This is a genomic window from Botryobacter ruber (genome assembly GCF_003347595.2).
GTDB classification, from domain to species: Bacteria; Bacteroidota; Bacteroidia; order Cytophagales; family Hymenobacteraceae; genus Pontibacter; species Pontibacter ruber_A.
Genome location: NZ_QCZK02000053.1, coordinates 48,487 through 71,108 on the forward strand (window position 1 = coordinate 48,487; position 22,622 = coordinate 71,108).

Sequence of the window (22,622 nt, forward strand, 5' to 3'; positions counted from 1 at the left end):
GAAAGTTTGGGAGGTAGAGAGGTAGAGAGGTAGAAAGGTAGAAAGGTAGAAATTTTGTAGGGGTTGAAAATCTTCAACCCTGTAACAGAGAGGTAGAGCGGTTGGGGGTATGGAGGTAGAGACGCGGTGCCCGCGTCTCCTGCACGAACCACAGGCAAATCCAAACAATCCTGGTATTCCTTAAATCTTCTTAATCTTGTTCAGACAAACCCAATCCTGAAAATTCCTTTAATCCGCTTAATCCTGATTCAGACAAAAAGACAAACATAAAATCACAAAAATCATTTCATCACTACCATCAACGGTTCAAAATCAGGTTAATCAAAAAAATCACCGTAAATCAAAGGTTCCGACAAACAGCAGCGGCTGTGGTGGCAGGTGCAGCAGAGCGTTTCCAGGGTTTGGGGGCTCAACTTTCAGCTGTTTTTCACATTTTTTTCGTACTAAAGATATCACCTTACCCATACCCACATGAAACACATGCATAACCCCAAGACCCGGAAAGGGGATGGCGACGCGCTGGGAGAAAATAAAAATCATAACCAGAAGTTGTCGGACAAGCCTGCCCCCCGAGATGCCGACCATGAATCGGATACCACACCACCCGAAAACGAAGTGTACATCGACATTGAGCCTGATGAACTGCACCCGGACGAGGAGCCGCTGGATGTAGACGAAAAGGAATAGCGAACAAAATACCGACAGCCAATTTTTGCTGCGCAGAGGCTGTGGTGACAGCCGCAGCAGACCTGAAGAAGCACACACACATAAAAAAGCAGTGGCTCCTTGTTTAAAGGAACCACTGCTTTTTTTGATCCATAAAACATTTTGATTTAGCGGGGAGACCTTATTTGCTGGGGCCATCCTGTATTGTGCCGGGTGGAGTCTATCGGTGCGTTTGGCGTTCGTGTTGGGCGCAACTGGGGAGGCGTAGTAGCCGGTGCATCGGTACCGGAACCCGCTTCTTCGATGTTCCGTTTCCGGTTGATCTCGCTGGACTGCTTCTCCATTCGCTCCCGCATCAGGTACATGTTGTTTTGTCCGGTATGCTGCAATCTTACCCTTTTTTCATGGTCCGGATGGGGCGCCATATCGGCATTTCCTCCCTCCGACAACGACGTACAGGAAACGAGGCTCACCATCAGTACGCCTAGCAGCTGCTTTATATATGTTTTCATAGCTCTTAAAATTATACCATAAGCATCCCTGAAAAGAGACGCATTATTAAGTATACGGGTAAAAAAGTATAAAAGCCTAAAACATGGCAACTGCCACTGTGCTATAACAGGAGCAGAAAGAAAACAAGGCGCTATAAACTATTCAGCCTGCTTGCCTTGCAGAACATTATAGCCCACCTGCGTCAGCATCAGGCCATCGGGCGCGGGATTGACGTAGGCTTCTTTGGCCAGGTGATGCTCCGCCTCTTTCTGTACATCTTTGTAATTAGGATATTTCTCCTGCAGGTAGGGGTACAGTTGCTGGTAGGGCAGCACCTCTCCTGCCTTTATGTTTTTTTCCTTAAAAGCGTCCAGTATGCAATTGGCAGCTCCTTCTATATTGTCTGCTTCGGAGTGTAGTTCTGTCATGGTTTTATCTTTTTAGTTTAGCATAAAGTACGGCGGGCTCCGAAAGATTGTTAATTGTAAGCGCGATAATGTTCAATCACCGGAATGTTAATTTAATCCAGGCTGGCAATAGCGCTGCAGCTTATGGTTTTTTCTCGAAGTCGAGCGCTAGGGAGTTGAGGCAGTAACGCAGCCCGGTTGGCTTTGGACCATCCCGGAAAACATGCCCGATGTGGGAGCCGCAACGGGCACATTCCACTTCGGTTCTCACCATGCCTAACGATCTGTCTTTTACCTCTTTTACTCGCTCTTTCGCAATGGGCGCATAAAAGCTGGGCCACCCGGTACCGGACTCGAACTTGGTATAGGAAGTAAACATGGGGTTATGACAGGCAGCACAATAGTAGATGCCTTCCGCTTTGTTTTTGTTATACTCGTTCCTGAAAGCCGGCTCCGTCCCGTCTTCCCGCAGCACATGGTACTCCTCCTTTGTAAGCAGCCTGCGCCACTCCGCCTCCGTGTGCACTACGGTATCGGTCAGCGGTTCGCTGTTCAGCGCTTTCCGGACATAATCGGGCAACGGATCCTGGCCGGCGGTGGCTGTGGTGTAGGAAAGTTCCGTTGATTTTTCCTGCTGGCTGCAGGATAGCAGGCTGAACGAAGCCAGGAGCGTAAAAAAATAAATTGCATTCATACTTCTGTTTACGGTCCGGAAACACATCCGGCTTACCCGGATCAGAAAATATCTAACTCCTTAGGAAACAAACTTTAAGCTGCCTGTGTTGGAGTAGTAGCCCGTAAAATGCCGGCCTGAAATAATTAATTAATAACCTAACCTGTTTATTTCGAGCGACCTAGTGAAAGTATGAAGCCTTTTTAGTACTTTTGCGGCTCGAAAAACCAATTCAATGCAAAATATTCGAAATATTGCGATTATCGCACACGTAGACCACGGCAAAACTACGCTCGTGGACAAGATCATCCATGCTTCCAAGCTATTCGCAGAGCACCAGCAGTTTGACGACCTTATTCTGGACAACAACGACCTGGAGCGCGAGCGTGGTATCACGATCGTTTCTAAGAACGTGTCGGTTCGTTATAAAGACGTTAAAATCAACATTATCGACACCCCTGGTCACGCCGACTTCGGCGGTGAGGTAGAGCGTGTGCTGAAAATGGCTGATGGTGTACTCCTGCTGGTAGACGCCTTTGAAGGAGCCATGCCACAAACCCGTTTCGTACTGGGCAAAGCGATCCAGCTGGGCCTGAAACCAATTGTGGTGGTAAACAAAGTAGACAAAGAAAACTGCCGCCCGGATGAGGTGCACGAGCAGGTATTCGACCTGATGTTCAACCTCGACGCGACTGAAGACCAGCTGGACTTCGTAACGCTCTACGGTTCTTCAAAGCAAGGCTGGATGAGCCTGGACTGGCAGAAGAAAACCGAAGACATCACGCCTTTATTAGATGCCATCATCGAAGTAATTCCACCTGCTCCTTACCACGAAGGTACGCCGCAGATGCAGATCACTTCCCTCGACTACTCTTCTTTCGTAGGTCGTATCGCGATTGGCCGTGTGCACCGTGGCGTCCTGAAAGAAGGAATGCCGATCAGCTTGTGCAAAGCCGATGGCAGCATCAAGAAAGGCCGCATCAAAGAACTACAGGTGTTCGAAGGACTTGGCAAAAAGACCGTACCGCAAGTAGAATCCGGTGAAATCTGCGCCGTAACCGGTATCGAAGGTTTTGACATTGGCGATACCATTGCCGATGCCGAGAATCCGGAGCCATTAACCCGTATCTCCATCGACGAGCCAACCATGAACATGCTGTTCACGATCAACAACTCGCCTTTCTTCGGTAAAGAAGGTAAGTTCGTGACATCGCGCCACCTGCGCGACCGCCTGTTCAAGGAAACTGAGAAAAACCTGGCCCTGCGCGTACAGGAAACCGACCGCGAAGATACTTTCCTGGTTTTCGGACGTGGTATCCTCCACTTGTCTGTACTGATCGAAACCATGCGCCGTGAAGGATACGAGCTGCAGGTAGGTCAGCCACAGGTAATCTTTAAAGAAATTGACGGACAGCGCCACGAGCCAATCGAGCACCTGGTAGTAGACGTTCCGGAAGAAACTGCCGGTAAAGTAATTGAGCTGGTAACGCAGCGCAAAGGCGAGCTGACGATCATGGAGCCGAAAGGCGACCTGCAGCACCTGGAGTTCAACATCCCGGCCCGCGGTCTGATCGGTCTGCGTAACAACGTGCTTACCGCCACAGCTGGTGAGGCCATCATGAACCACCGCTTCCAGAGCTACGAACCATTCAAAGGCCCGATCCCGGGACGTAACAACGGTTCTATCATCTCGATGGAAACTGGCCCAGGTACGGCTTATTCAATCGACAAGCTGCAGGACCGTGGTGTGTTCTTCGTAGATCCGGGTGTGGATGTGTATATGGGCCAGGTAATTGGCGAACACAACCGCCAGAACGACATCACGGTAAACATCCAGAAAGGCAAGAAGCTGACCAACATGCGTGCCTCCGGTTCTGACGACAACGTAAAAATTGCGCCAGCCAAGCAATTCTCCCTGGAAGAAGCCATGGAATACATCCAGAAGGATGAGTACCTGGAGGTAACGCCGAAGAGCATCCGTATGCGTAAGATTTACCTGGATGAGACTGAGCGTAACCGCAAGTCTAAAGCAGAAGCGGAAGCGTAAGCAGAAGTTTCAACTACATAAACAAAAAAGCGGCTGCCTGAGAAATCTGGCAGCCGCTTTTTTGTTTCCTGCCGGCTGTTTGCCATAGAAAAAGGAGGAGCTGTGGGTGTGGTGGCAGCTGCAGAAGACAAAAAACGCTCAGCATTACTTTCCCCGCTCCAGCAGAAAGCCGAATTTCTCCAGCCTTGCCCGCAGTACTGCCATATCGGTTTCTTTCACCAGGATGTGGTATTGTTCTGCCTTTATGACCAGCTTCTTCAGCACCTCGTCGCGGGCCAGCAGGGCGATGAGTTCCTTGTTGTCGGCCGGGATGCTGAACACGCGGAATTTAGCTTGTTTCTGCAGCGGGTTGTACTTGTCGAGCAGCTCCTGGAAGAAATTCTCCCACACCTGCGGCGGCTTCGGCTCGATGTGTACCCGGAATACCTCTATTTTGTTTTCGATGTCTTTACGGGTGGCGCAGTCTTTCAGGAAGGTCTGGTAGTCGACTTTGTAGCGGGTGGCAGTGCTCTTGGAAGCTACTTTCTCCAGCATCATGGTCGTGACCTTATCCTCGCCGGTGTAGTTGATGATGAGCAGGTCCTCCTCCAGGTACAGTTGCCCGGATTTCTCTACTTTGGGCGGTTCGTAGAATTCTGTCTGGCCCAGCACGTAAGCGCCCAGCGGCGTGAGGCGCACGTAACGCAGGCCGTCCCACACTGAAATATAGTCCAGCCCGTACTGTTCTGCCGCCTCATTTTTGGGATAATCGTACGCAATGTCTGCAAGGCCGAGGGCTGCGAAGAAGAACACGGCCGCCTTCAGCAGCGGGTATGAAATGAGGTCAGGGTAGCCGCTCTCTTTGGGGTGATACCTGTCTTTAAAGTTTCCGTACTGGCTCTTTACCACTATCTCGAGGTAGAGGTAATTTTGTGCAACCGGGTAAGATACAGGCATAATCGGCGGAAAAAAGAGCCCCACATGACGCTTGAGGTTATCAAACGTATACCAGTCGCCCTGCGGCAGATGTTCCAGGACAGAAACCAGCACCTTGTTGATGCCCGCAAATTCATAATTGTTCTTTACATACCCGGTGCCTTTCAGGTGTAAGAGCAGGCTGTAAAGCGCAGACAGGTGTCCTGCTTCAAAATTAGCTACAATAGTCTTCAGCAGCTCCGGAACGTTTGCCGTCACCTGCTCTTGTTTACCTGTAAGCGTCAGCGCATCCGCCACCAGCTGCGACCGTAGATTAATTAACTCTTTGTGCTCTTTATCCTCAGGGAAAAATTCGCGGCTGTTGCAGAACTTCCGCATCTTGTTCACAGAGCCAGCCATTGGTTTGCCGGTGTTGGTGTACTTCACATCGCCCTGCAGGTAGTACGCCAGAAAGAGCGGCATCTCTTCCAGAATGGTATTATTATCTTCGTAAATAAAATCAACGTCCTCTGGCTTCGCAACAGGTTGTAGTCTGAATTCATCTGGTACCGGTATGTGCGAGAGCAAGTGTCGCCTAATATCCGGCACCAGAAAAAACATTATTTTATACTTCTGCGGCTGTCCGTAGGTTTGATAGACAAATTCCGACTTAAAGGAAAAGCACAGAAAAAGTGGCTCTATTTCAGGCTCAGAACTGTACTTCTTTTGCGAAAGGGCAATTTTCACTCCGTATTCCTTTTCCAGGTCGTAATTCATTGCCGGCCCTTCCAGCAATAGCCTTTCCCAGACCTGGGGCAGCGGCACGGGTAATGCATCGCGGAAGAGGTTGAACAGTTCCTTGTCGTACAGCACACCGGCAAAAGCCACCACAAGTTCCTGCTTCACGAGCTTTTTCTTTTGCAGCATTGACGTATCGTACCTCTTATTCTGCAGCAGTTTCTCGTTTTGTTGCAGGAAACCCAACAGAAAAGCATTATAGAATTTCTCCAGATTAGCTTTGTTGTAAGCTTTATCTATTACTTCTAAAAATTCATCAAATGTATTCATACAACATTGTCTTGCTACCGGGTAGTCTGAGACCTTACCAGGTTTGCGGTTCATTAATCATTAATCCTGAAACAAATACCCGAACTGCCGCAGCCGCGCCCTGAACTTCGGCACATCTGTATCCTTCACCAGCACCTGGTATTCCTCCGCCTTCTGCACCAGGCTCTTCAGCACTTCATCCCGTGCCACCAGCGCAACCAGTTCTTTATCCTCCGGGGGCAAACGGTAGATGCGGCAGTCGTGGCGCAGGCGCAGGCGGTTGTGGCGCGCCAGCAGGCTTGCCATAAAATTCACCCACACAGGGGGCAGCTCCGCACTTATTTCTTTTTCGAAGCTGCTGATCTTGTTCTCGATGTCTTTGCGCGTGTTGCAGCCGCTCAGGAAACTCTCGTAGCTTACTTTGTACAGGTTTTCGCCGGTTTTACCGGCGTACTTCTCCAGCAGGAGCACATTCATTTTGCTGGTGCCGGTCACGCTGATGAGCAGGCGGTGCTCGTCCAGTTCAAACCCGACGGCACCCGCTTCCGCTACAGGCGGCTGGTAGGCTGGGTTGCGGCCGCAAACGTAGGCACCCAGCGGCGTGAGGCGAACATAAGCAAGCCCGTCAAAAGCAGAAACAGCATCGGCTGACGGCAGTGTGTAGGCAATATCTACCAGACCCAATGCGGCGTAGAGAAAGAACGAGCCTTTGATGAGGGGTTCTGTGATGAGGGAAAAGTACGTGGTATCATCCACAAAGAGTTCGTTTTTCCGGACTCCCTGCTCCACGTACAGCAGGTTCCGGACCATGTACATTTGGAAAGGCAGCAGCTCCGGCCTCCGGTAGCGGATGTGGGCCACCAGGTTATCTGCCGTTACCCACTGCATGTAGGGAAGCTCCGGCAACGTTTCGAAAAGGACTTTGTTGACAGTTGAAGATTCGGTAATAAGCGTTTTTTTCCCTTTCAGGTGGAAGAGCAGGTGGGGCAGATTCTGGTACCACCATTGCTTATAGCGTTCAAATGCTTCCTTTAGCTGCTCATGCACCTCCGTTGACTTTGGTTTTTTAGGCAGGCAGATACTTATAAACTGTAGCAGGAGGCGCGTACGCAGGTAGCTCAGCTGTTTATCAGTTGGGTAAAATTCCTGTATCTGCAGTTGCTTCTGCACCCGCTTAATATTAGGAATTGTCAGCTTTTCCTTCGGGTTCTGCTCCAGGTAGGTGCGCAGTGTGATGTACTCATCGAAAAAAGCAGGCGCCCCGAACACCTGCACTTCTTCCGGCAGTTCACGCACCGGTTGCAATTCCGCGTTTACGGGTGGCTCGGTGATGGTTTTTACATGGCGGCGGATGTCCGGGTCCAGGTCGAGTTCCAGGTCGTAGTAAGGCAGCTTTTTATCGGAGCCGGTTGTGCTTTTGTAACCTACCTTCAGGAACAGGCATACCGGCAGCAGCGATTCGAGGGGCACCTTTATGCGTGCCTCCGGGTTAACTAACTGCACGCCGTACTTTTCCTCCAGAAAATCGACGCGCTGCTTCCCGTCCCAGATAACAGAAAGAAAAGCCTTTGCCAGCTCCTCTGGCTGCACGGCCAGGAAGGCTTCAAACAAATCCTGGTAAAAATAAACAGCAGCCATGGCTTCCGTAATGCCTTTCCGGTCCATGTAGCTGACCGGCACAACGCCATGCTTCCGGAACAGCTCCTGCTGCGATTGTACAAAATCCCGCAGGAATTCATCATATACACGCGTGAGTTGCGTGGTGCTGTAACTGTTGAGGATTTTGCTTATTTCTTTCGTGGAGGACATTGAAACTTTGTCTTAACCTTTGATTTACGGTGATTTTTTTGATTAACCTGATTTTGACCGTTGATGGTAGTGATGAAATGATTTTTGTGATTTTATGTTTGTCTTTTTGTCTGAATTCGGATTCGTCAGATTTTGGGATTAACTGGATTTTTTTTCTGAACAAGATGAAGAAGATTTAAGGAATAACAGGATTGGGTTTGTCTGTGGTTCGTGCAGGAGCCGCGGGCACCGCGTCTCTACAGCCATACCCCCAGCCTTTCTACCTCTCTGGTACAGGGTTGAAGATTATAGGGTTGAAAGTTTTCAACCCTACAAATCACTACTTCTCTACCTTTTTACCTCCCAAACTCCCAAACTCTCAAACTCCTAAACTCCCAAGATAAACTCCACATCCTGCTCGTTAAGCGATTTGATGGAGGCGCTGTCGCTGGAGACGATGCTGTCGACGAGTTCTTTCTTTTGTTCCTGGAGCAGCAGTATTTTTTCTTCGATGGTGCCTTTGGTGATGAGTTTGTAGCTCATCACGGTTTTCTGCTGCCCGATGCGGTGGGTGCGGTCGATGGCCTGGTTTTCGGCGGCTTTGTTCCACCAGGGGTCGAAGATGAACACCATGTCGGCGGCGGTGAGGTTGAGGCCGACGCCACCGGTTTTGAGCGTCATCAAAAATACTTTGCAGACGGGGTCGTTCTGGAAGCGGTTCACGAGCACCTGCCGGTCGCGGGTGGCGCCAGTCATGGATACGTAGTCGATGCCGGCATTTTCGAGTTCTTCGCCAATTATCTCCACTGCCGCTATAAAGTTGGCGAACACCAGCACCTTGTGCCCATTGGCGGCGGCGTCGAGTACCTGCTCTATCAGCAGCTCCCGCTTGGGCGACACAATCTGGCCGTCGGTTTTGGATTCAGGGATGGTGGCAATCTGGCGCAGCTCGCTCAGCGCCTGCAAAATAAAGAACTGCGACTTCTGCACCCCGTTCTGCTCAATCTGGTTGTTTATAGACTCGTAGAAGTACTGGCGGCGCTGCTCGTAAAACTTCTTCTGCTCGTTGCTCATCTCCACATACAGCGTCTGCTCCATTTTGGCGGGCAGCTCCTTGAGCACGTTCTTCTTGAGGCGACGCAGGATGAAAGGGTAAATCTTGCGGCGCAGCTGTTCGGTCGCGTCTTTGTCGTTGTCTTTCTGGATGGGCAGCGCGTAGTGTTCGTTAAAATCTTCGGCCGAGCCGAACATGGCGGGGTTCAGGAAACGGAACAGCGCGTAGAGCTCGCCCAGGTTGTTTTCGATGGGTGTACCACTGAGAGCCAGGCGGTGCTTGCTCTGCAGCAGCATGACGGCTTTGGTGGTCTGCGCCTGTAGGTTCTTCACGTTCTGCGACTCGTCCAGGATCACGTAATAAAACTCCCGTTCCTTAAACGCCTCGATGTCGTTGCGCACCATGGCGTAGGTGGTGAGGACGAGGTGGTGCTCCATGGCTTCGTCGAGGTTGCGGTTGCTGCCGTAGTAGGTGTAGGTGCTGATGGCGGAGTTGAACTTGCGCACTTCGTTTTCCCAGTTAAACAGCAAACTTTTAGGCATCACCACCAGCGACGACACCTTCTGCTTCGGGTAAATCTTAGAAAGCAGCGTGATCGTCTGCAGCGTTTTGCCCAGGCCCATGTCGTCGGCGAGGCAGCCCCCGAGGCCGGTGTCGTGGAGGTAGTTGAGCCATTTGTAGCCCTGCACCTGGTAGGGGCGCAGCTCGGCATTAACTTTCGGCAGCTTCGGCTTCTGGTCTTTGAGTTTGTTAAAACCCTGAAACACCTCCCGCGACTTCTCAAATGTTTGGCTCTCGAGCTGCTCCCCCAGCAGTTCCTCTACCAGCGGCAAATCGAAAAACGAAAGCTTCACTCCTTTCTTCTGTTTCCGGAAAATGCGCTCCAGCTTCTGGATATAAGCCTGGTTGATGATGGCGTTGGTGCCGTCGGAGAGGGTGATGTAGGCATTTTTGCGGTACTGGTTGATGGCATCGAAGAGGTTGAACTCCTGCCCTTCTATCTCCAGCGACGCATCGCCCTCGAAAAAGTCGATGCCCGAGCCCAGCTTCACGTTGAGGCGGGGCTGCACCGGGCGCACCTTGTATTCTTTCAGTTTTTCGGCCCCGAACAGCGCGTACTTGCCCAGCAGCAGCGGCAGGTCTTTCTGGATAAACTCCTTGGCCACATCTTCGGGAATGATGAGCAGGTTTTCGTCTATTTCGAAATTGGTGCCGCGCCTGCCTTTCCTGTGCTTGCGGAGCATGTAGGTTACCTCGCTCAGCAGCTCGTCGGTATCTGTTTCCGCCAGCTCCCGCACTACAATGGCATGCTCCATCTCGTTGAGCCGCGCCACCTTGCTTATTTCGTAGCGGTCGAGCAGGTCGATATCGAAACCGGGCAACGTGTGCGTCACGCGCAGGTAGAGCGAGTTTTCGGGGTCGATGCGCTCGAAAGCCAGGCTCGGCTGCGCCGTTAGCGGCTCTTTGCCCAACACCAGCTGGAAGTCCTGGTAGCGTACCTGCAGGTTATCGAAGTAGCTAAAGGCCAGCGACAGAAACTTTTCCAGCTCCTTCTTCGGCACTTTTGTCGTAAAATAGGGCAGGTTACCGAAAGCGTCGCCCACCGGCAGCACCTCGTAAACGTGTCCTTCGGCAAACACATGATTTTCGTTCAGGAGCTGTTCCACGAGCAGTACCTCTCCCTCGTACTCGAGCTGCAGTTTGCTGGTAATATGCGTGTCGGTTTCGTCAAGTTCCAGTTCCAGCTTTCCATGGTCGGGTTTGAACGTTACCGGATCGCCGTGCCTGTCCACTACGTTGGGGCAGTCGGCCAGCTGGCGGACCAGGTAGTCGTGTTCGGCCAGGTAAATGTTATCCGACGGTTTCTCCCAGTCAATCACGAAGTCGTTGTGTTCCCGGATGCTGTCGATGGAGCGCAGCACATCGCGCACGGCGCCGCTGTAGCTGCGGTAGTCGGGCTCCACAGTGGCGCCCGTCGCATCGGTGGTGGTGATGTAGGCGCCAAAGGCGTCGAAATTCAGCCTGAAAAACACATCAGGAGCTTTCTTTGCTTTTGGAGGTGCTACAGTCTTTTTCTGCAGCCTGTCGAAAATAGAGGGCATATCTTTAGCCATGGGCGCTGATCTGTTTAAATTCTGATACGAAGGGCAGCTTTCACTTAACTACAGCAACAGCATACGTAAATGTACTGGCATTGTATGTCGGGGCTGCGCTGCCAGGTGCTACTAGAGGTCAATATTAAAAAATAATCAGACACACCCGCAATTACTACCTGCCCGGTACATTGCCAGCGGATGCAAACAGGAGCAGTGGCTGTGGTGGCAGCTGCAGAAAACTTTTTTGCTGCCTGTCCCATGGCGGATGAAGCGGCAAAGCGGCATTGAAGCCAGGAAAGCCTGTAGCATCACAAAATAACTATTCTGCACCTGCCACCACTCCTTCTGCTCCTCTAAAACAAGTACGGAAGCAGTACCCGCACTTTTTTCTGCTGCTGCGAACAAGTTTAAAAAAATGTTTGTTAGTATTTCAAAGGGCGCTATTAACTAACTGAGCATCTGCACCTTCAACAAGATACTCCGGCAATAATTTACGCTGGTTAATTCCGGACCTTCATTTTTGTAACCTTAAAACCCCAGCCTTTGCTTATGAACAAGTCGACATACAAAGCAGGAACCAGGCATTTACTTTTCCTGCTAGCTATCATTCTGGTTTCGCTGGCCCCGCTTATGGCCTGCGAGAACGAGGCCATAGAAACGGCACCAGCAGGCGGAGGAAAAACCGAGAATGTGATCATCGTGGTGATAGATGGTCCGCGCTATTCCGAAACCTGGGGCGATCCTACCTATACCCTCATCCCACAGATGGGCCGGAAGCTTCGTGAGCAGGGTACCTTGTTTACAAACTTTTATAACATGGGCTTTACCAAAACCAACCCGGGCCATACCGCCATTGCCACAGGTGTGATTCAGGACATTGAAAATAACGGAAACGAAATTCCGCAGTACCCCTCTTTGCTGCAGCTCTGGCTGCAACAAACCGGCAAGCCTGCTTCCAGCGCCTGGCTGGTTACAAGCAAAGGCAAGCTGAATGTGCTGGCAAACGCGCAGCACCCGGACTGGAATAATAAGTACACGCCTTCCACCAACTGTGGTGAAAACGGCAAAGGGCAAGGCTACCGGAATGATGCGCAAACGATGCGCGAAATTCGGAAAGTGCTGACAACCGACGAGCCAAACCTGATGTTCATCAACTTCCGGGAGCCCGACGGTTCGGGCCATGCCGGCCGCTGGAACAATTACCTGAAAGGCATAAAAGACACCGACGCCTATGTAGCCGAAATCTGGGATATCATCCAGAACAGCAAACACTACCGAAACAATACCGTGTTACTGGTAACGAACGACCACGGGCGGCATTTGAACAACCACCTCGACGGCTTCAAATCGCATGGCGACGACTGCGAAGGCTGCAGGCACATCAGTTTGTTTGCCATCGGGAACAATGTCCCAAAAAACAAACAGGTTACCACGACCTACGATCAAACCGATATTTCTGTAACTGTTGCCAGCATGCTTGGGTTTGAAATGCCGTATGCAAATGGCGAGAAGATAAAAGAGCTGCTGCCAGAGTAACCCTGGTTCAGGCCTGTACGAACCCTATCCTCCGAGCCCAGCCGGGAGACCGGGCAGCAATTTCCTGTTTGTTTATCCGGACAGGATTTTTCTGTTTCAGGCAGCTACAGGAAGAAGTGGCGCAGGAATCCGCGTCGAACACCAGCAATAACAACAACTAAAAAATTCGTTTGAGATTGTAACAAAACATCCTTTATTTTATTGGATTACAGCTGTTTAATTTATTAAATTGCAAGATTAGAAATAGTAAGGATGTAGAAAGCAGATTTCATCAGCAACACCCGATTACTGTACTTTGTAAAAGTAAATAAGCTGTTTACGCTGCCTGCACCTGTTGCCGGTAGCTAAATCACTGAAAAAGAAACGCAAAGGAGCAGGTCCGGTAACATCCTACCTGCTTTCTTATTCTCATACTAAAACCTTTTACAAGCAAAATGGCATTAAATAAATACAGTCGCATCTACACCCAGGACGACAGCCTGCCGGCAGCACAATCTATGCTGATTGGTTCAGGTATACCAGAAGCTGACCTTCGTAAACCCTTTGTCGGTATTTGCTCGACCGGTTTCGACGGCAATCCCTGCAACATGCACTTAAACGACCTTGCCGACAATGTGAAGCTTGGCGTAAACGGCCTGGATATGGTTGGGCTGCGTTTTAATACCATTGGGGTGAGCGACGGGATTACAAACGGTACCCCAGGCATGCGTTTTTCGCTCGTATCGCGTGAAATAATTGCCGACTCCATCGAAACAATTTCCGGTGCCCATTATTACGATGGCCTTATAACGGTTGTAGGCTGTGACAAAAACATGCCCGGTGCGCTAATCGCCATGGCCCGCCTGAACAGGCCTTCGATCATGCTGTATGGCGGCACGATCAAAGGCGGTGAATTTAAAGGTGAGAAGCTCAATATCATTTCCAGCTTTGAGGCGTATGGCAAAAAACTGAACGGCCAGATATCGGAAGAAGATTTCCGGGGTGTTATCCGCAACGCCTGTCCGGGTCCGGGTGCCTGTGGCGGTATGTATACAGCTAATACGATGGCCGCAGCTATCGAAGCATTGGGTATGAGTTTGCCCTACTCTTCTTCCAGAACAGCCTCAAGCGCCGATAAAAAAGAAGAATGCCTTAAAATAGGAAATTACTTAAAGAACTTACTCCAGAAAGACCTGAAGCCAAGCGACATCCTGACCAGAGCTTCGTTTGAGAATGCCATGGTGCTGATCACTGTTTTAGGTGGCTCAACCAACGCAGTTATTCACCTGATCGCGATAGCAGATGCAGCCGGTATTAAACTGACGGTAGACGATTTCCAGGCAGTAAGCAACCGCACACCGGTACTTGCCGACCTGAAGCCAAGCGGCAAATACCTGATGGAAGACCTGGCCATGATGGGTGGTGTACCGGCCGTCATGAAAACGCTGCTCGAAGCAGGTCTGATAGACGGAAGCCAGCTGACCGTGACCGGTAAAACTATTGCCGAGAACCTGGCTGATGTGAAGCCACTGGGTGAAGAGCAGGATCTGTTAAGACCTTTCTCCAACCCGATTAAACCGGACGGCCACATCCAGGTGCTGTACGGTAACCTGGCTACCAAGAGCGGGGTTGCTAAAATAACCGGCAAGGAAGGTACGCGCTTCGAAGGGCCAGCCATTGTGTTTAACTCCGAAGAAGAACTGAACGAAGGTATTGCGCAAGGCAGAATTAAAGCCGGCCAGGTAGTGGTGATCCGCTACGTAGGTCCGAAAGGTGGCCCGGGCATGCCGGAAATGCTGAAGCCGACTTCTGCCATTATGGGTGCCGGTCTGGGCGACAAAGTAGCCCTGATCACAGACGGACGCTTCTCTGGCGGTACACATGGTTTCGTGATTGGGCATATTGCCCCCGAAGCCTTCGATGGCGGTAACATTGCCCTGGTGGAAGACGGCGACATCATCACGCTGGATGCGGTAAACAATACCATCCACCTGCATGTAGATGAGGCCTTGCTGAGCCTCCGCCGCGAGAAGTGGGTAAAGCCAGCCCCGAATGTTACCAAAGGCGTACTGCTCAAGTATGTCAGAACCGTTAGCGATGCAAGCCACGGATGTATTACAGATTTACAAGAAGCCCATGTTAATGAAAGAGAAACAAGCGACCGAACTGCTTGATGCAAAAGAAGCAACAACCATAACCGGAGCTGAAGCACTTTTACTGGCTCTGATACAGGAACAGGTAGATACGATCTTCGGTTACCCGGGTGGTGCTATCATGCCGATCTACGATGCCCTGTACGATTATCAGGATAAACTGAAGCACGTACTCGTACGGCACGAACAGGGAGGCATCCATGCCGCCCAGGGCTTCGCCCGTTCGTCCGGCAAGGTGGGTGTGGTATTTGCCACCAGCGGTCCCGGCGCCACGAACCTGGTAACCGGTCTGGCCGATGCCCTGATCGACAGCACGCCGTTGGTTTGTATTACCGGCCAGGTGTTTGCGCACCTGCTGGGCACCGATGCCTTCCAGGAAGCAGACGTTATCAGTATCTCTGCGCCTGTAACCAAATGGAACTACCAGGTAACCGATGCCAACGAGATTCCGGAGGTACTGGCCAAGGCATTTCATTTTGCCAAAAGCGGACGTCCGGGGCCGGTGTTAATAGATATTGCCAAAAACGCGCAGCTCCAGAAGTTCGAGTTTAAAGGCTATACCCCCTGCTCCCATGTGCGCAGCTACCGTCCGAAGCCGATTGTACGGAAGGAATATATCGAGCAGGCGGCAGCGCTTATCAACGCAGCCGAAAAGCCGTTTGTACTTTGGGGACAGGGCGTTATATTAGGTTCTGCCGAAGAGGAGTTTAAAACGTTTATCGAGAAAGCCGGAATTCCGTCTGCCTGGACCATTATGGGTGCCGGCGCCCTGCCAAGCGACCACCCGCTGAATGTGGGCATGCTGGGCATGCACGGCAACTACGGTCCGAACGTGCTGACAAACGAGTGTGATGTGCTGATTGCCATCGGCATGCGCTTCGACGACCGCGTAACCGGGCGACTGGACAAATACGCCAAGCAGGCAAAGGTCATCCACCTGGACATCGACCCGTCGGAAATTGATAAGAACGTAAAAACGACCGTTCCCGTGTGGGGCGACTGCAAGGAAACCTTACCAGCCCTGACAGAGCTGGTTGAGCAGAAAGAACACAAGGAATGGCTGCAGAAGTTTAAAGACTACGAGCAGCAGGAAGTAGATGCCGTTATCCGGGAGGAGCTCTTCCCGACTGCGGGCGAAATGACGATGGGCGAAGTAATTCAGCATCTGAATGAGCTTACCGGAGGCGAAGCCATCATTGTAACCGATGTGGGCCAGCACCAGATGGTCGCCTGCCGTTATGCCAAACTCAACCATACCCGCAGCAACATCACGAGCGGTGGCCTGGGTACCATGGGCTTTGCCCTGCCGGCTGCTATCGGCGCCAAATTCGGAGCACCCGACAGAACGGTGGTAGCCGTCATGGGTGACGGCGGTTTCCAGATGACGCTGCAGGAGCTGGGTACCATTATGCAAAGCGGTGTCGATGTGAAGATGCTGATCCTCAACAACCAGTTCCTGGGCATGGTAAGGCAGTGGCAGGAGCTATTCCACGACAGACGCTACTCGTTCGTGGACATTACCAGCCCTGACTTCGTGGCCTTGGCCAGCTCATATCGCATTGCCGGCAAGAGCGTAAACAAACGCGAAGACCTGCACGAGGCCTTAAACGAAATGCTGACGCACAAAGGCTCTTACCTGCTGGAAGTTATGGTAACCAAGGAAAACAACGTGTTCCCGATGGTACCGCAGGGCAGCAGTGTGAGCGAAATCAGGCTTAAATAGTCTTCAGTAACAGGAGAAACCGGATTAGAGAAACACTATGGATAATCAAGCACATAACGAGAAGCAGGAATATAATATCACGGTTTACACGGAGAACCAGATTGGTTTGCTTAACCGCATTGCCACTATTTTCTCCCGCAGAAAACTGAATATTGAAAGCCTGAATACTTCTCCCTCCGAAATAGAAGGAATTCACCGTTTCACGATCGTCATACACGTTACCCCGGAAGTGGTACGGAAACTGGCAGGCCAGATCGAAAAGCAGGTAGAGGTACTGAAAGTGTACTACAATACCAACGATGATGTAATCTGGCAGGAAATGGCCCTGTACAAAGTGCCAACCGAAGTGATTGCGGAAAAAGCACTGGTAGAGCGCCTGCTGCGTGTAAACGGAGCCCGCGTAGTGGTGATTAGGAAAGACTACACGGTATTTGAAACCACAGGCCACCGCGAAGAAACCGATAACCTGATCAAGGTACTGCAGCCGTTCGGCCTGATCGAGTTTGTTCGCAGCGCCCGCATTGCGATTATCAAACACAGCGAAGGCTTCAATAGAAAGCTCCGTGAGTTTGAAGGAAGAGAACCGCACCATGATGTTGTAGAAAACGAATACCTCGACCGCAAGGCAAAAGGTTTGTACGACGTGATGTATCCGTAAGCGTTTTTCACTTTTAATCAGATATTTATTAGTGCGAATCGCTAAATAACTTTTAACTTTACCCATTAAACATTTTAACCTTAACAAGCTAACACAAAAATGGCAACAATTAATTTTGGAGGAGTAGACGAAACAGTAATTACCCGTGACGAATTTCCTCTTTCTAAAGCGCAGGAAGTTCTTAAGGACGAAGTTATCGCAGTAATTGGTTACGGCGTGCAAGGTCCTGGTCAGGCGCTTAACCTGAGAGACAATGGCTTTAATGTAATCGTTGGTCAGCGTAAAGATTCTCCTTCATGGGAAAAAGCGATTAGCGACGGTTGGGTTGAAGGTGAAACACTTTTCTCTATCGAAGAAGCAGTGGAGCGTGGCACAATCATCGCAAACCTGCTTTCTGATGCCGGTCAGATTGCTGTTTGGCCAACTATCAAAGAAAGACTGAAGCCAGGTAAAACATTATATTTCTCACACGGCTTCGGTATCACATTCCACGACCAGACTGGCATTGTACCTCCTAAAGACGTTGACGTAATCCTGGTTGCTCCTAAAGGCAGCGGTACCAGCCTGCGCAGCCTGTTCCTTTCAGGTGGCGGTCTGAACTCTTCATTCGCTGTTTTCCAGGATGCTACTGGCAAAGCTTATGAGAAAGCAATTGCAATGGGTATCGGCGTTGGTTCTGGTTACCTGTTCGAAACAGATTTCAAAAAAGAAGTATACAGCGACCTTACCGGTGAGCGTGGTGTGCTGATGGGTGCCTTAGCAGGTATCATCGAAGCACAGTACGAAGTACTGCGTTCTAAAGGACACTCTCCATCTGAGGCTTTCAACGAAACAGTAGAAGAATTAACCCAGAGCCTTGTGCCACTGGTAGGTCAGAACGGTATGGACTGGATGTTCTCTAACTGCTCTGTAACGGCTCAGCGTGGTGCCCTTGACTGGAAAGGTAAATTCAAAGAAGCTACTCAGCCTGTTATTGAAGAGCTTTACGAGAGCGTAGCTACTGGTAAAGAAGCAGCCCGTACTATCCAGAGAGGTTCTACGCCAGGATACCGTCAGGAACTGGAAGCAGAACTGAAAGAACTGCGTGAATCAGAATTATGGCAAACCGGAGCTGTGGTAAGAAAACTGCGCTCAGGCAAGAAGTAATAAAATTAATGGATAAAGATATAGCCACATTGGGTACCGGCGTACAGTTAGAGAAGGTAGAGAAGGCAGCCAAAACCCTGAAAGGTGTAATTTCTAAAACTCCCCTGATACAGAACTTATGGCTGTCTCAGAACTATAACGCCAGTATTTATTTAAAGCGCGAAGATCTGCAGGTAGTGCGGTCTTATAAGATTAGGGGAGCTTACAACAAAATGGCATCGTTAACGCCGGAAGAGAGTGCACGTGAAATTGTGTGCTCAAGTGCCGGTAACCATGCCCAGGGTGTAGCCTATGCCTGCCAGCTGCTCGGCATCAAAGGCTATATCTTTATGCCATCTAACACCCCTGCCCAGAAAGTAAACAAAGTACGCCTGTTCGGCAAGGACAAGGTAGAAGTAGTGCTCACCGGCGACACCTACGACGATACGTTTAAGGCCGCCAAAGAATTCTGCGACAGCAGGAACAGCACCTTTATCCCGCCTTTCGACGACATGGCCATTGTAGAAGGTCAGGCCACAGTTGGACTGGAGATACTCAAAGATGCCAATTTTGGGATAGATTATTTGTTTATGCCGATAGGCGGCGGCGGTTTAGCCTCGGGCGTGGGCAGTGTGTTCAGGCAACTGAGCCCCGGCACCAAGCTGATTGGCGTACAGCCGCTTGGCGCTCCGTCGATGTACCAGTCCATCAAAGAGAATAAGCGCCTGGCCCTTGACCGCATCGACAGCTTTGTAGATGGTGCGGCTGTAAAAAGTCCCGGTGCACTCACGTTCGAGATCTGCAAAGAAATACTCGACGACATTGTACTGGTACCGGAAGGGCAGATCTGTGTGGACATCCTGAAGATGTACAACGAGGAAGGCGTGGTACTGGAGCCTGCGGGCACCTTATCAATCTCCGCGCTAAAATCGTATGCCGATAAAATCGTTGGCAAAAATGTGGTTTGCGTAATCAGTGGCAGCAACAACGATATTACCCGCATGGAGGATATCAAGGAGCGCGCCATGCAGCACCAGGGCCTGAAGCATTACTTCATGATTAACTTTAATCAGCGGCCTGGCGCTTTGCGGCGCTTCGTAAACAACGTGCTTCACCCCGACGACGACATTATCCACTTTCAGTATATCAAAAAGAACAACAAGGAAAAAGGTCCTGTGTTTATAGGCGTCGAAGTAAAGCACCCGCATGATGTTGAGAACATTAAACTCAAAATGATGGAGGAAGGCTTTACCTACGAATACCTGAACGGCAGGCAGGATTTCCTGAACCTGCTGGTGTAAACGCCCCCAGGAAATTTACAATATCAAGAGCTCCCCGCTCGAGGCAACTCGGGCGGGGAGTTTTGTTTTTGGCTTAGCCCAACGTGTAACTGTATAAAATTTTGCTATATAAGAATTCCATTGTTAAAAGTTTATTGATTACTTTAGCAGGTATAATAACAGATAGTAGAATCTATCTTCCGTTTCAGAAACTTCTTTTAGCTGGCCTAAGTGCAGCTAGCCCACAAGTTCCCTTCGGGATGACAAAATGGAGAATACTTTATGGAAGTGAGTAAATACTACCTGGTATAACAACTCATTCAGAAACTTAGCAAACAACCATAATCAAAATTAGTTATGAGTATTCTTAAGCAATTTGAACTTACCGGGAAAACAGCCCTGGTAACAGGCAGCGACACAGGTCTTGGTCAGGCAATGGCTATTGCACTGGCAGAAGCCGGCGCAAACATTGTAGGCGCTTCTAACGTGGAAGCCATCAAAGGCGGCGACACCGAGAAAGCCATCCGCGAGTTGGGCCGCGAGTTTACAGGTTATGTAGTAGATATCTCCGACAGAGATGGTTTATACAATTTCATCAACGAAGTAAAAGCAAACCACACCATCGATATCCTGATCAACAACGCAGGTATGATTCTGCGTCAGCCGGTAGCGGAGCACCCGGATGCCTGGTGGGATAAAGTTATCTCTGTGAACCTGGATGCGCAGTTCATCCTGACCCGTGAGTTTGGTAAAGACATGATTGAAAGAGGAAGCGGAAAAATTGTATTCACCTGCTCATTGCTCAGCTTCCAGGGTGGTATCAACGTACCGGGTTACACAGCAAGTAAGTCGGCAGTAGCGGGTCTGGTGAAAGCATTTGCTAACGAGTGGGCTTCTAAAGGCGTAAATGTGAACGGTATCGCTCCTGGCTACATCGCAACCAACAACACCGAGGCGCTGCGTGCCGATCCGGTTCGTTCTAAAGCTATCCTGGACCGTATTCCTGCCGGTCGTTGGGGTGAGCCGCAAGACTTCAAAGGCCCGGTTGTGTTCCTGGCTTCGGAAGCAGGCGCTTACGTAAACGGTGCTATCTTACTGGTAGATGGCGGCTGGATGGCGCGCTAGTACATAAAATTACTACAGTAAAAAAGCTGAAAGATTTGATTTCTCAAGTCTTTCAGCTTTTTTGTTTATAGCTGCCAGCAGCAGAGGGTGTGGTGGCAGCTGCAGCAGAATTTTCCCCTCTACTCCCCCTACTTCAATTGCTTCTTCAGCCACTCCAGCGACTCCTGATTGGTTTCCTCGAAGCGCCAGTGGCCTGAGATGGGTGTGATCGCAATGGTTTTGGGTGCTGTAACCGAATTGACAGCGGCATATACCGAGGTCGGCGGACACGTATTGTCGTTGTAGCCCCAGGAGTAAAAGCCCGGAGCTTTAATTTGCCTGGCAAAGTTTACCACATCGTAGTAGCTGATGGTCCGCAATTTATCGGGTTTGTTTGTGATGGGCTGGTTACGTGGGCTGAGCAGGTGCGGCCATCCTCCTGCCCTGCCATGCAGGTAGCCCGTCATATCGCTCAAAGCAGGGTAAAAAGCAGCCAATGCCGTTACTCTTTTATCCAGTGCTGCTGTCACCATAGCCAGTGCTCCTCCCTGGCTTCCGCCGGTAACCAGTACGTTTTTCCCATCGAACTCCGGCAGACTTGTCAGAAAATCCACGGACCGCACGCAGCCCAGGTACACGCTTTTATAGTAGTAATTGTCGCGGTCGTCGAGGCGGATGTACATGTAGTCGCCAAAGGCATTGCTGATGTTTTTATAAGTATCCTTGTCGAGCATGGGGTTAATACCGTGTATCTCGATGCTGAAACTGATAAAGCCCTGCTCCGCAAAACCGGTATAAGGAGTAGTAGCTTTAACGCCCGCGCCCGGTGGCGCAAAAAGCACCGGATACTTCCCGGGGGCTTTGGGTTTGCACAGGTAACCATACAGGCGCTGGCCTTTTTTGTAGTTTTGCAGGTTCACCAGGAATACATCCACGGTGGTGGTAGAATACTCGGGCAGTGGCGTAATTTCAGCATCCATCGGTACTTTGGCAGCTTCTGCTTTGGCGGCGTCCCAGAACGTTACAAAATCGTTGGGTAAGGGAACGGTAGGTGCAATTTTTTCGGGCGAAAAGCCGACTTTCACCATGTCGCTGTAGGTTTTGCCATCGTGCTCCGTCCGCACCACCAGCTGCAGGAAGCCGGGTTGTTTGCTTGTGCCCAGGTCTATTTTAGCACGGCCTTTTTTCAGTACCACACTCCCTTTCTTTTCAGCAGGCAGCATTTCAGGACCAAATTCATAATTTACGGTAATGTCTTCCAGCGGCACGCCGTACTTCAGCACGCTTACTTCAACGGTAGCATTTTGGTTTACACTGTATTTCCAGTCTGCAGCACTGGGAGTGAGTACAATATTAACTAGTTTAATAGGTGCTGGCGAATTCTGGGCAGCAGCAGAGAGAATAAATAAAAAGCAGGCAAACAGTAAGAACAGGTGAGAAAAGACTTTCATGGCAACAGGTGTTTGGATATTCGGGAGCATCAGGTTTGAAAATGAATGACAGGCAAAAATAACGTAATTCACCTTACAATCAGTCATTCCGTTTTATTTACTCCTGCACCTGAGCAGCAGCCTGTTGCAGCATATGTTAGTCTATAGTTTTTTTGGTAGTTTTTAAACTGTCACAAAAACAGCTAAAAATTAGATAACTTCTTGATTCTAAATAATAACGAAATCAGGACTGAAACTATCGTTGAACAATTTAAACATCGGCAACAAAATTTTCATATTAAACGCATTGAACAATGGAATAAATCTAATATATTTATAAAAAATAGCACCTATTTTATCACAATCCAATTCTCCCGAGCAGTCGCCAGTCTAACCCATCAGTTTTATCACTGTGCAAACTAGTCTCTTAGGGACACTCAGGAAGCAATGTTGCCCGCATTCCTTCTCCT

Annotated in this window: 17 protein-coding genes; 9 read left to right on the forward strand and 8 right to left on the reverse strand. The window is 50.1% G+C overall.

Annotated elements, in window-relative coordinates; translation table 11 throughout:
• The first annotated feature begins 471 nt into the window (after positions 1 to 471).
• Positions 472 to 687 (forward strand): hypothetical protein, encoded by a 216-nt coding sequence (locus tag DCW36_RS17520; RefSeq protein ID WP_114781395.1) that lies wholly within the window; start codon positions 472 to 474, stop codon positions 685 to 687.
• Between the two features lie 146 nt (positions 688 to 833).
• Here DCW36_RS17520 and DCW36_RS17525 read toward each other — a convergent pair whose 3' ends face one another.
• The 3 genes from DCW36_RS17525 to msrB all read right to left on the reverse strand — a co-directional run bounded on the left by DCW36_RS17525 (position 834) and on the right by msrB (position 2,259).
• Positions 834 to 1,178, reverse strand: coding sequence for a hypothetical protein (locus DCW36_RS17525; RefSeq protein ID WP_125185328.1), 345 nt, complete (start codon positions 1,176 to 1,178; stop codon positions 834 to 836).
• A gap of 138 nt (positions 1,179 to 1,316) precedes the next feature.
• Positions 1,317 to 1,586 (reverse strand): hypothetical protein, encoded by a 270-nt coding sequence (locus DCW36_RS17530; RefSeq protein WP_240676226.1) that lies wholly within the window; start codon positions 1,584 to 1,586, stop codon positions 1,317 to 1,319.
• Positions 1,587 to 1,707: 121 nt separating this feature from the next.
• Entirely contained in the window at positions 1,708 to 2,259 is a 552-nt protein-coding gene (gene msrB / locus DCW36_RS17535; protein ID WP_114781396.1) for a peptide-methionine (R)-S-oxide reductase MsrB, read from the reverse strand.
• Between the two features lie 214 nt (positions 2,260 to 2,473).
• Between msrB and typA the strand changes: the two genes are divergently transcribed.
• Positions 2,474 to 4,285 (forward strand): translational GTPase TypA, encoded by a 1,812-nt coding sequence (gene typA, locus DCW36_RS17540; protein ID WP_114781397.1) that lies wholly within the window; start codon positions 2,474 to 2,476, stop codon positions 4,283 to 4,285.
• A 144-nt stretch (positions 4,286 to 4,429) separates the two neighbouring features.
• Here typA and DCW36_RS17545 read toward each other — a convergent pair whose 3' ends face one another.
• The 3 genes from DCW36_RS17545 to DCW36_RS17555 form a co-directional block, all read right to left on the reverse strand.
• Positions 4,430 to 6,247 (reverse strand): hypothetical protein, encoded by a 1,818-nt coding sequence (locus DCW36_RS17545; protein ID WP_114781398.1) that lies wholly within the window; start codon positions 6,245 to 6,247, stop codon positions 4,430 to 4,432.
• A 60-nt stretch (positions 6,248 to 6,307) separates the two neighbouring features.
• Positions 6,308 to 8,035, reverse strand: a complete 1,728-nt coding sequence (locus DCW36_RS17550) for a hypothetical protein (RefSeq protein ID WP_114781399.1) — start codon at positions 8,033 to 8,035, stop codon at positions 6,308 to 6,310.
• Between the two features lie 366 nt (positions 8,036 to 8,401).
• Positions 8,402 to 11,182, reverse strand: a complete 2,781-nt coding sequence (locus DCW36_RS17555; RefSeq protein WP_114781400.1) for a DEAD/DEAH box helicase — start codon at positions 11,180 to 11,182, stop codon at positions 8,402 to 8,404.
• Positions 11,183 to 11,713: 531 nt separating this feature from the next.
• Between DCW36_RS17555 and DCW36_RS17560 the strand changes: the two genes are divergently transcribed.
• From DCW36_RS17560 to DCW36_RS17590, 7 genes are all read left to right on the forward strand, one after another.
• Positions 11,714 to 12,700 (forward strand): sulfatase-like hydrolase/transferase, encoded by a 987-nt coding sequence (locus tag DCW36_RS17560; protein WP_114781401.1) that lies wholly within the window; start codon positions 11,714 to 11,716, stop codon positions 12,698 to 12,700.
• A 434-nt stretch (positions 12,701 to 13,134) separates the two neighbouring features.
• The gene (gene ilvD / locus DCW36_RS17565) at positions 13,135 to 14,853 is read left to right on the forward strand and encodes a dihydroxy-acid dehydratase (protein WP_114781402.1); all 1,719 of its coding nucleotides are present in this window, start codon (positions 13,135 to 13,137) and stop codon (positions 14,851 to 14,853) included.
• Entirely contained in the window at positions 14,822 to 16,555 is a 1,734-nt protein-coding gene (gene ilvB, locus DCW36_RS17570) for a biosynthetic-type acetolactate synthase large subunit (protein WP_205702961.1), read from the forward strand. Before ilvD ends, ilvB begins: the two co-directional genes overlap by 32 nt.
• A gap of 37 nt (positions 16,556 to 16,592) precedes the next feature.
• Complete coding sequence (gene ilvN, locus DCW36_RS17575; RefSeq protein WP_114781404.1) at positions 16,593 to 17,213, forward strand: acetolactate synthase small subunit; 621 nt, start codon at positions 16,593 to 16,595, stop codon at positions 17,211 to 17,213.
• Between the two features lie 99 nt (positions 17,214 to 17,312).
• The gene (gene ilvC / locus DCW36_RS17580; RefSeq protein WP_114781405.1) at positions 17,313 to 18,359 is read left to right on the forward strand and encodes a ketol-acid reductoisomerase; all 1,047 of its coding nucleotides are present in this window, start codon (positions 17,313 to 17,315) and stop codon (positions 18,357 to 18,359) included.
• An 8-nt stretch (positions 18,360 to 18,367) separates the two neighbouring features.
• On the forward strand, positions 18,368 to 19,639 hold the full coding sequence (gene ilvA / locus DCW36_RS17585; RefSeq protein ID WP_114781406.1) for a threonine ammonia-lyase IlvA: 1,272 nt from the start codon (positions 18,368 to 18,370) through the stop codon (positions 19,637 to 19,639).
• 336 nt (positions 19,640 to 19,975) lie between these two features.
• A complete protein-coding gene (locus DCW36_RS17590; protein ID WP_114781407.1) occupies positions 19,976 to 20,743 on the forward strand; it encodes an SDR family NAD(P)-dependent oxidoreductase in 768 nt (255 codons plus the stop codon).
• 12 nt (positions 20,744 to 20,755) lie between these two features.
• Here the strand turns inward: DCW36_RS17590 and DCW36_RS22630 are convergent, their stop codons facing one another.
• Both DCW36_RS22630 and DCW36_RS17595 read right to left on the reverse strand, forming a co-directional pair.
• The gene (locus DCW36_RS22630; protein ID WP_164891169.1) at positions 20,756 to 20,896 is read right to left on the reverse strand and encodes a hypothetical protein; all 141 of its coding nucleotides are present in this window, start codon (positions 20,894 to 20,896) and stop codon (positions 20,756 to 20,758) included.
• Positions 20,872 to 22,173 carry an acetylxylan esterase gene (locus DCW36_RS17595; RefSeq protein WP_114781408.1) on the reverse strand — a complete coding sequence of 434 codons (1,302 nt, stop codon included), beginning with the start codon at positions 22,171 to 22,173 and terminating at the stop codon, positions 20,872 to 20,874. Before DCW36_RS17595 ends, DCW36_RS22630 begins: the two co-directional genes overlap by 25 nt.
• Between the last annotated feature and the right edge of the window lie 449 nt (positions 22,174 to 22,622).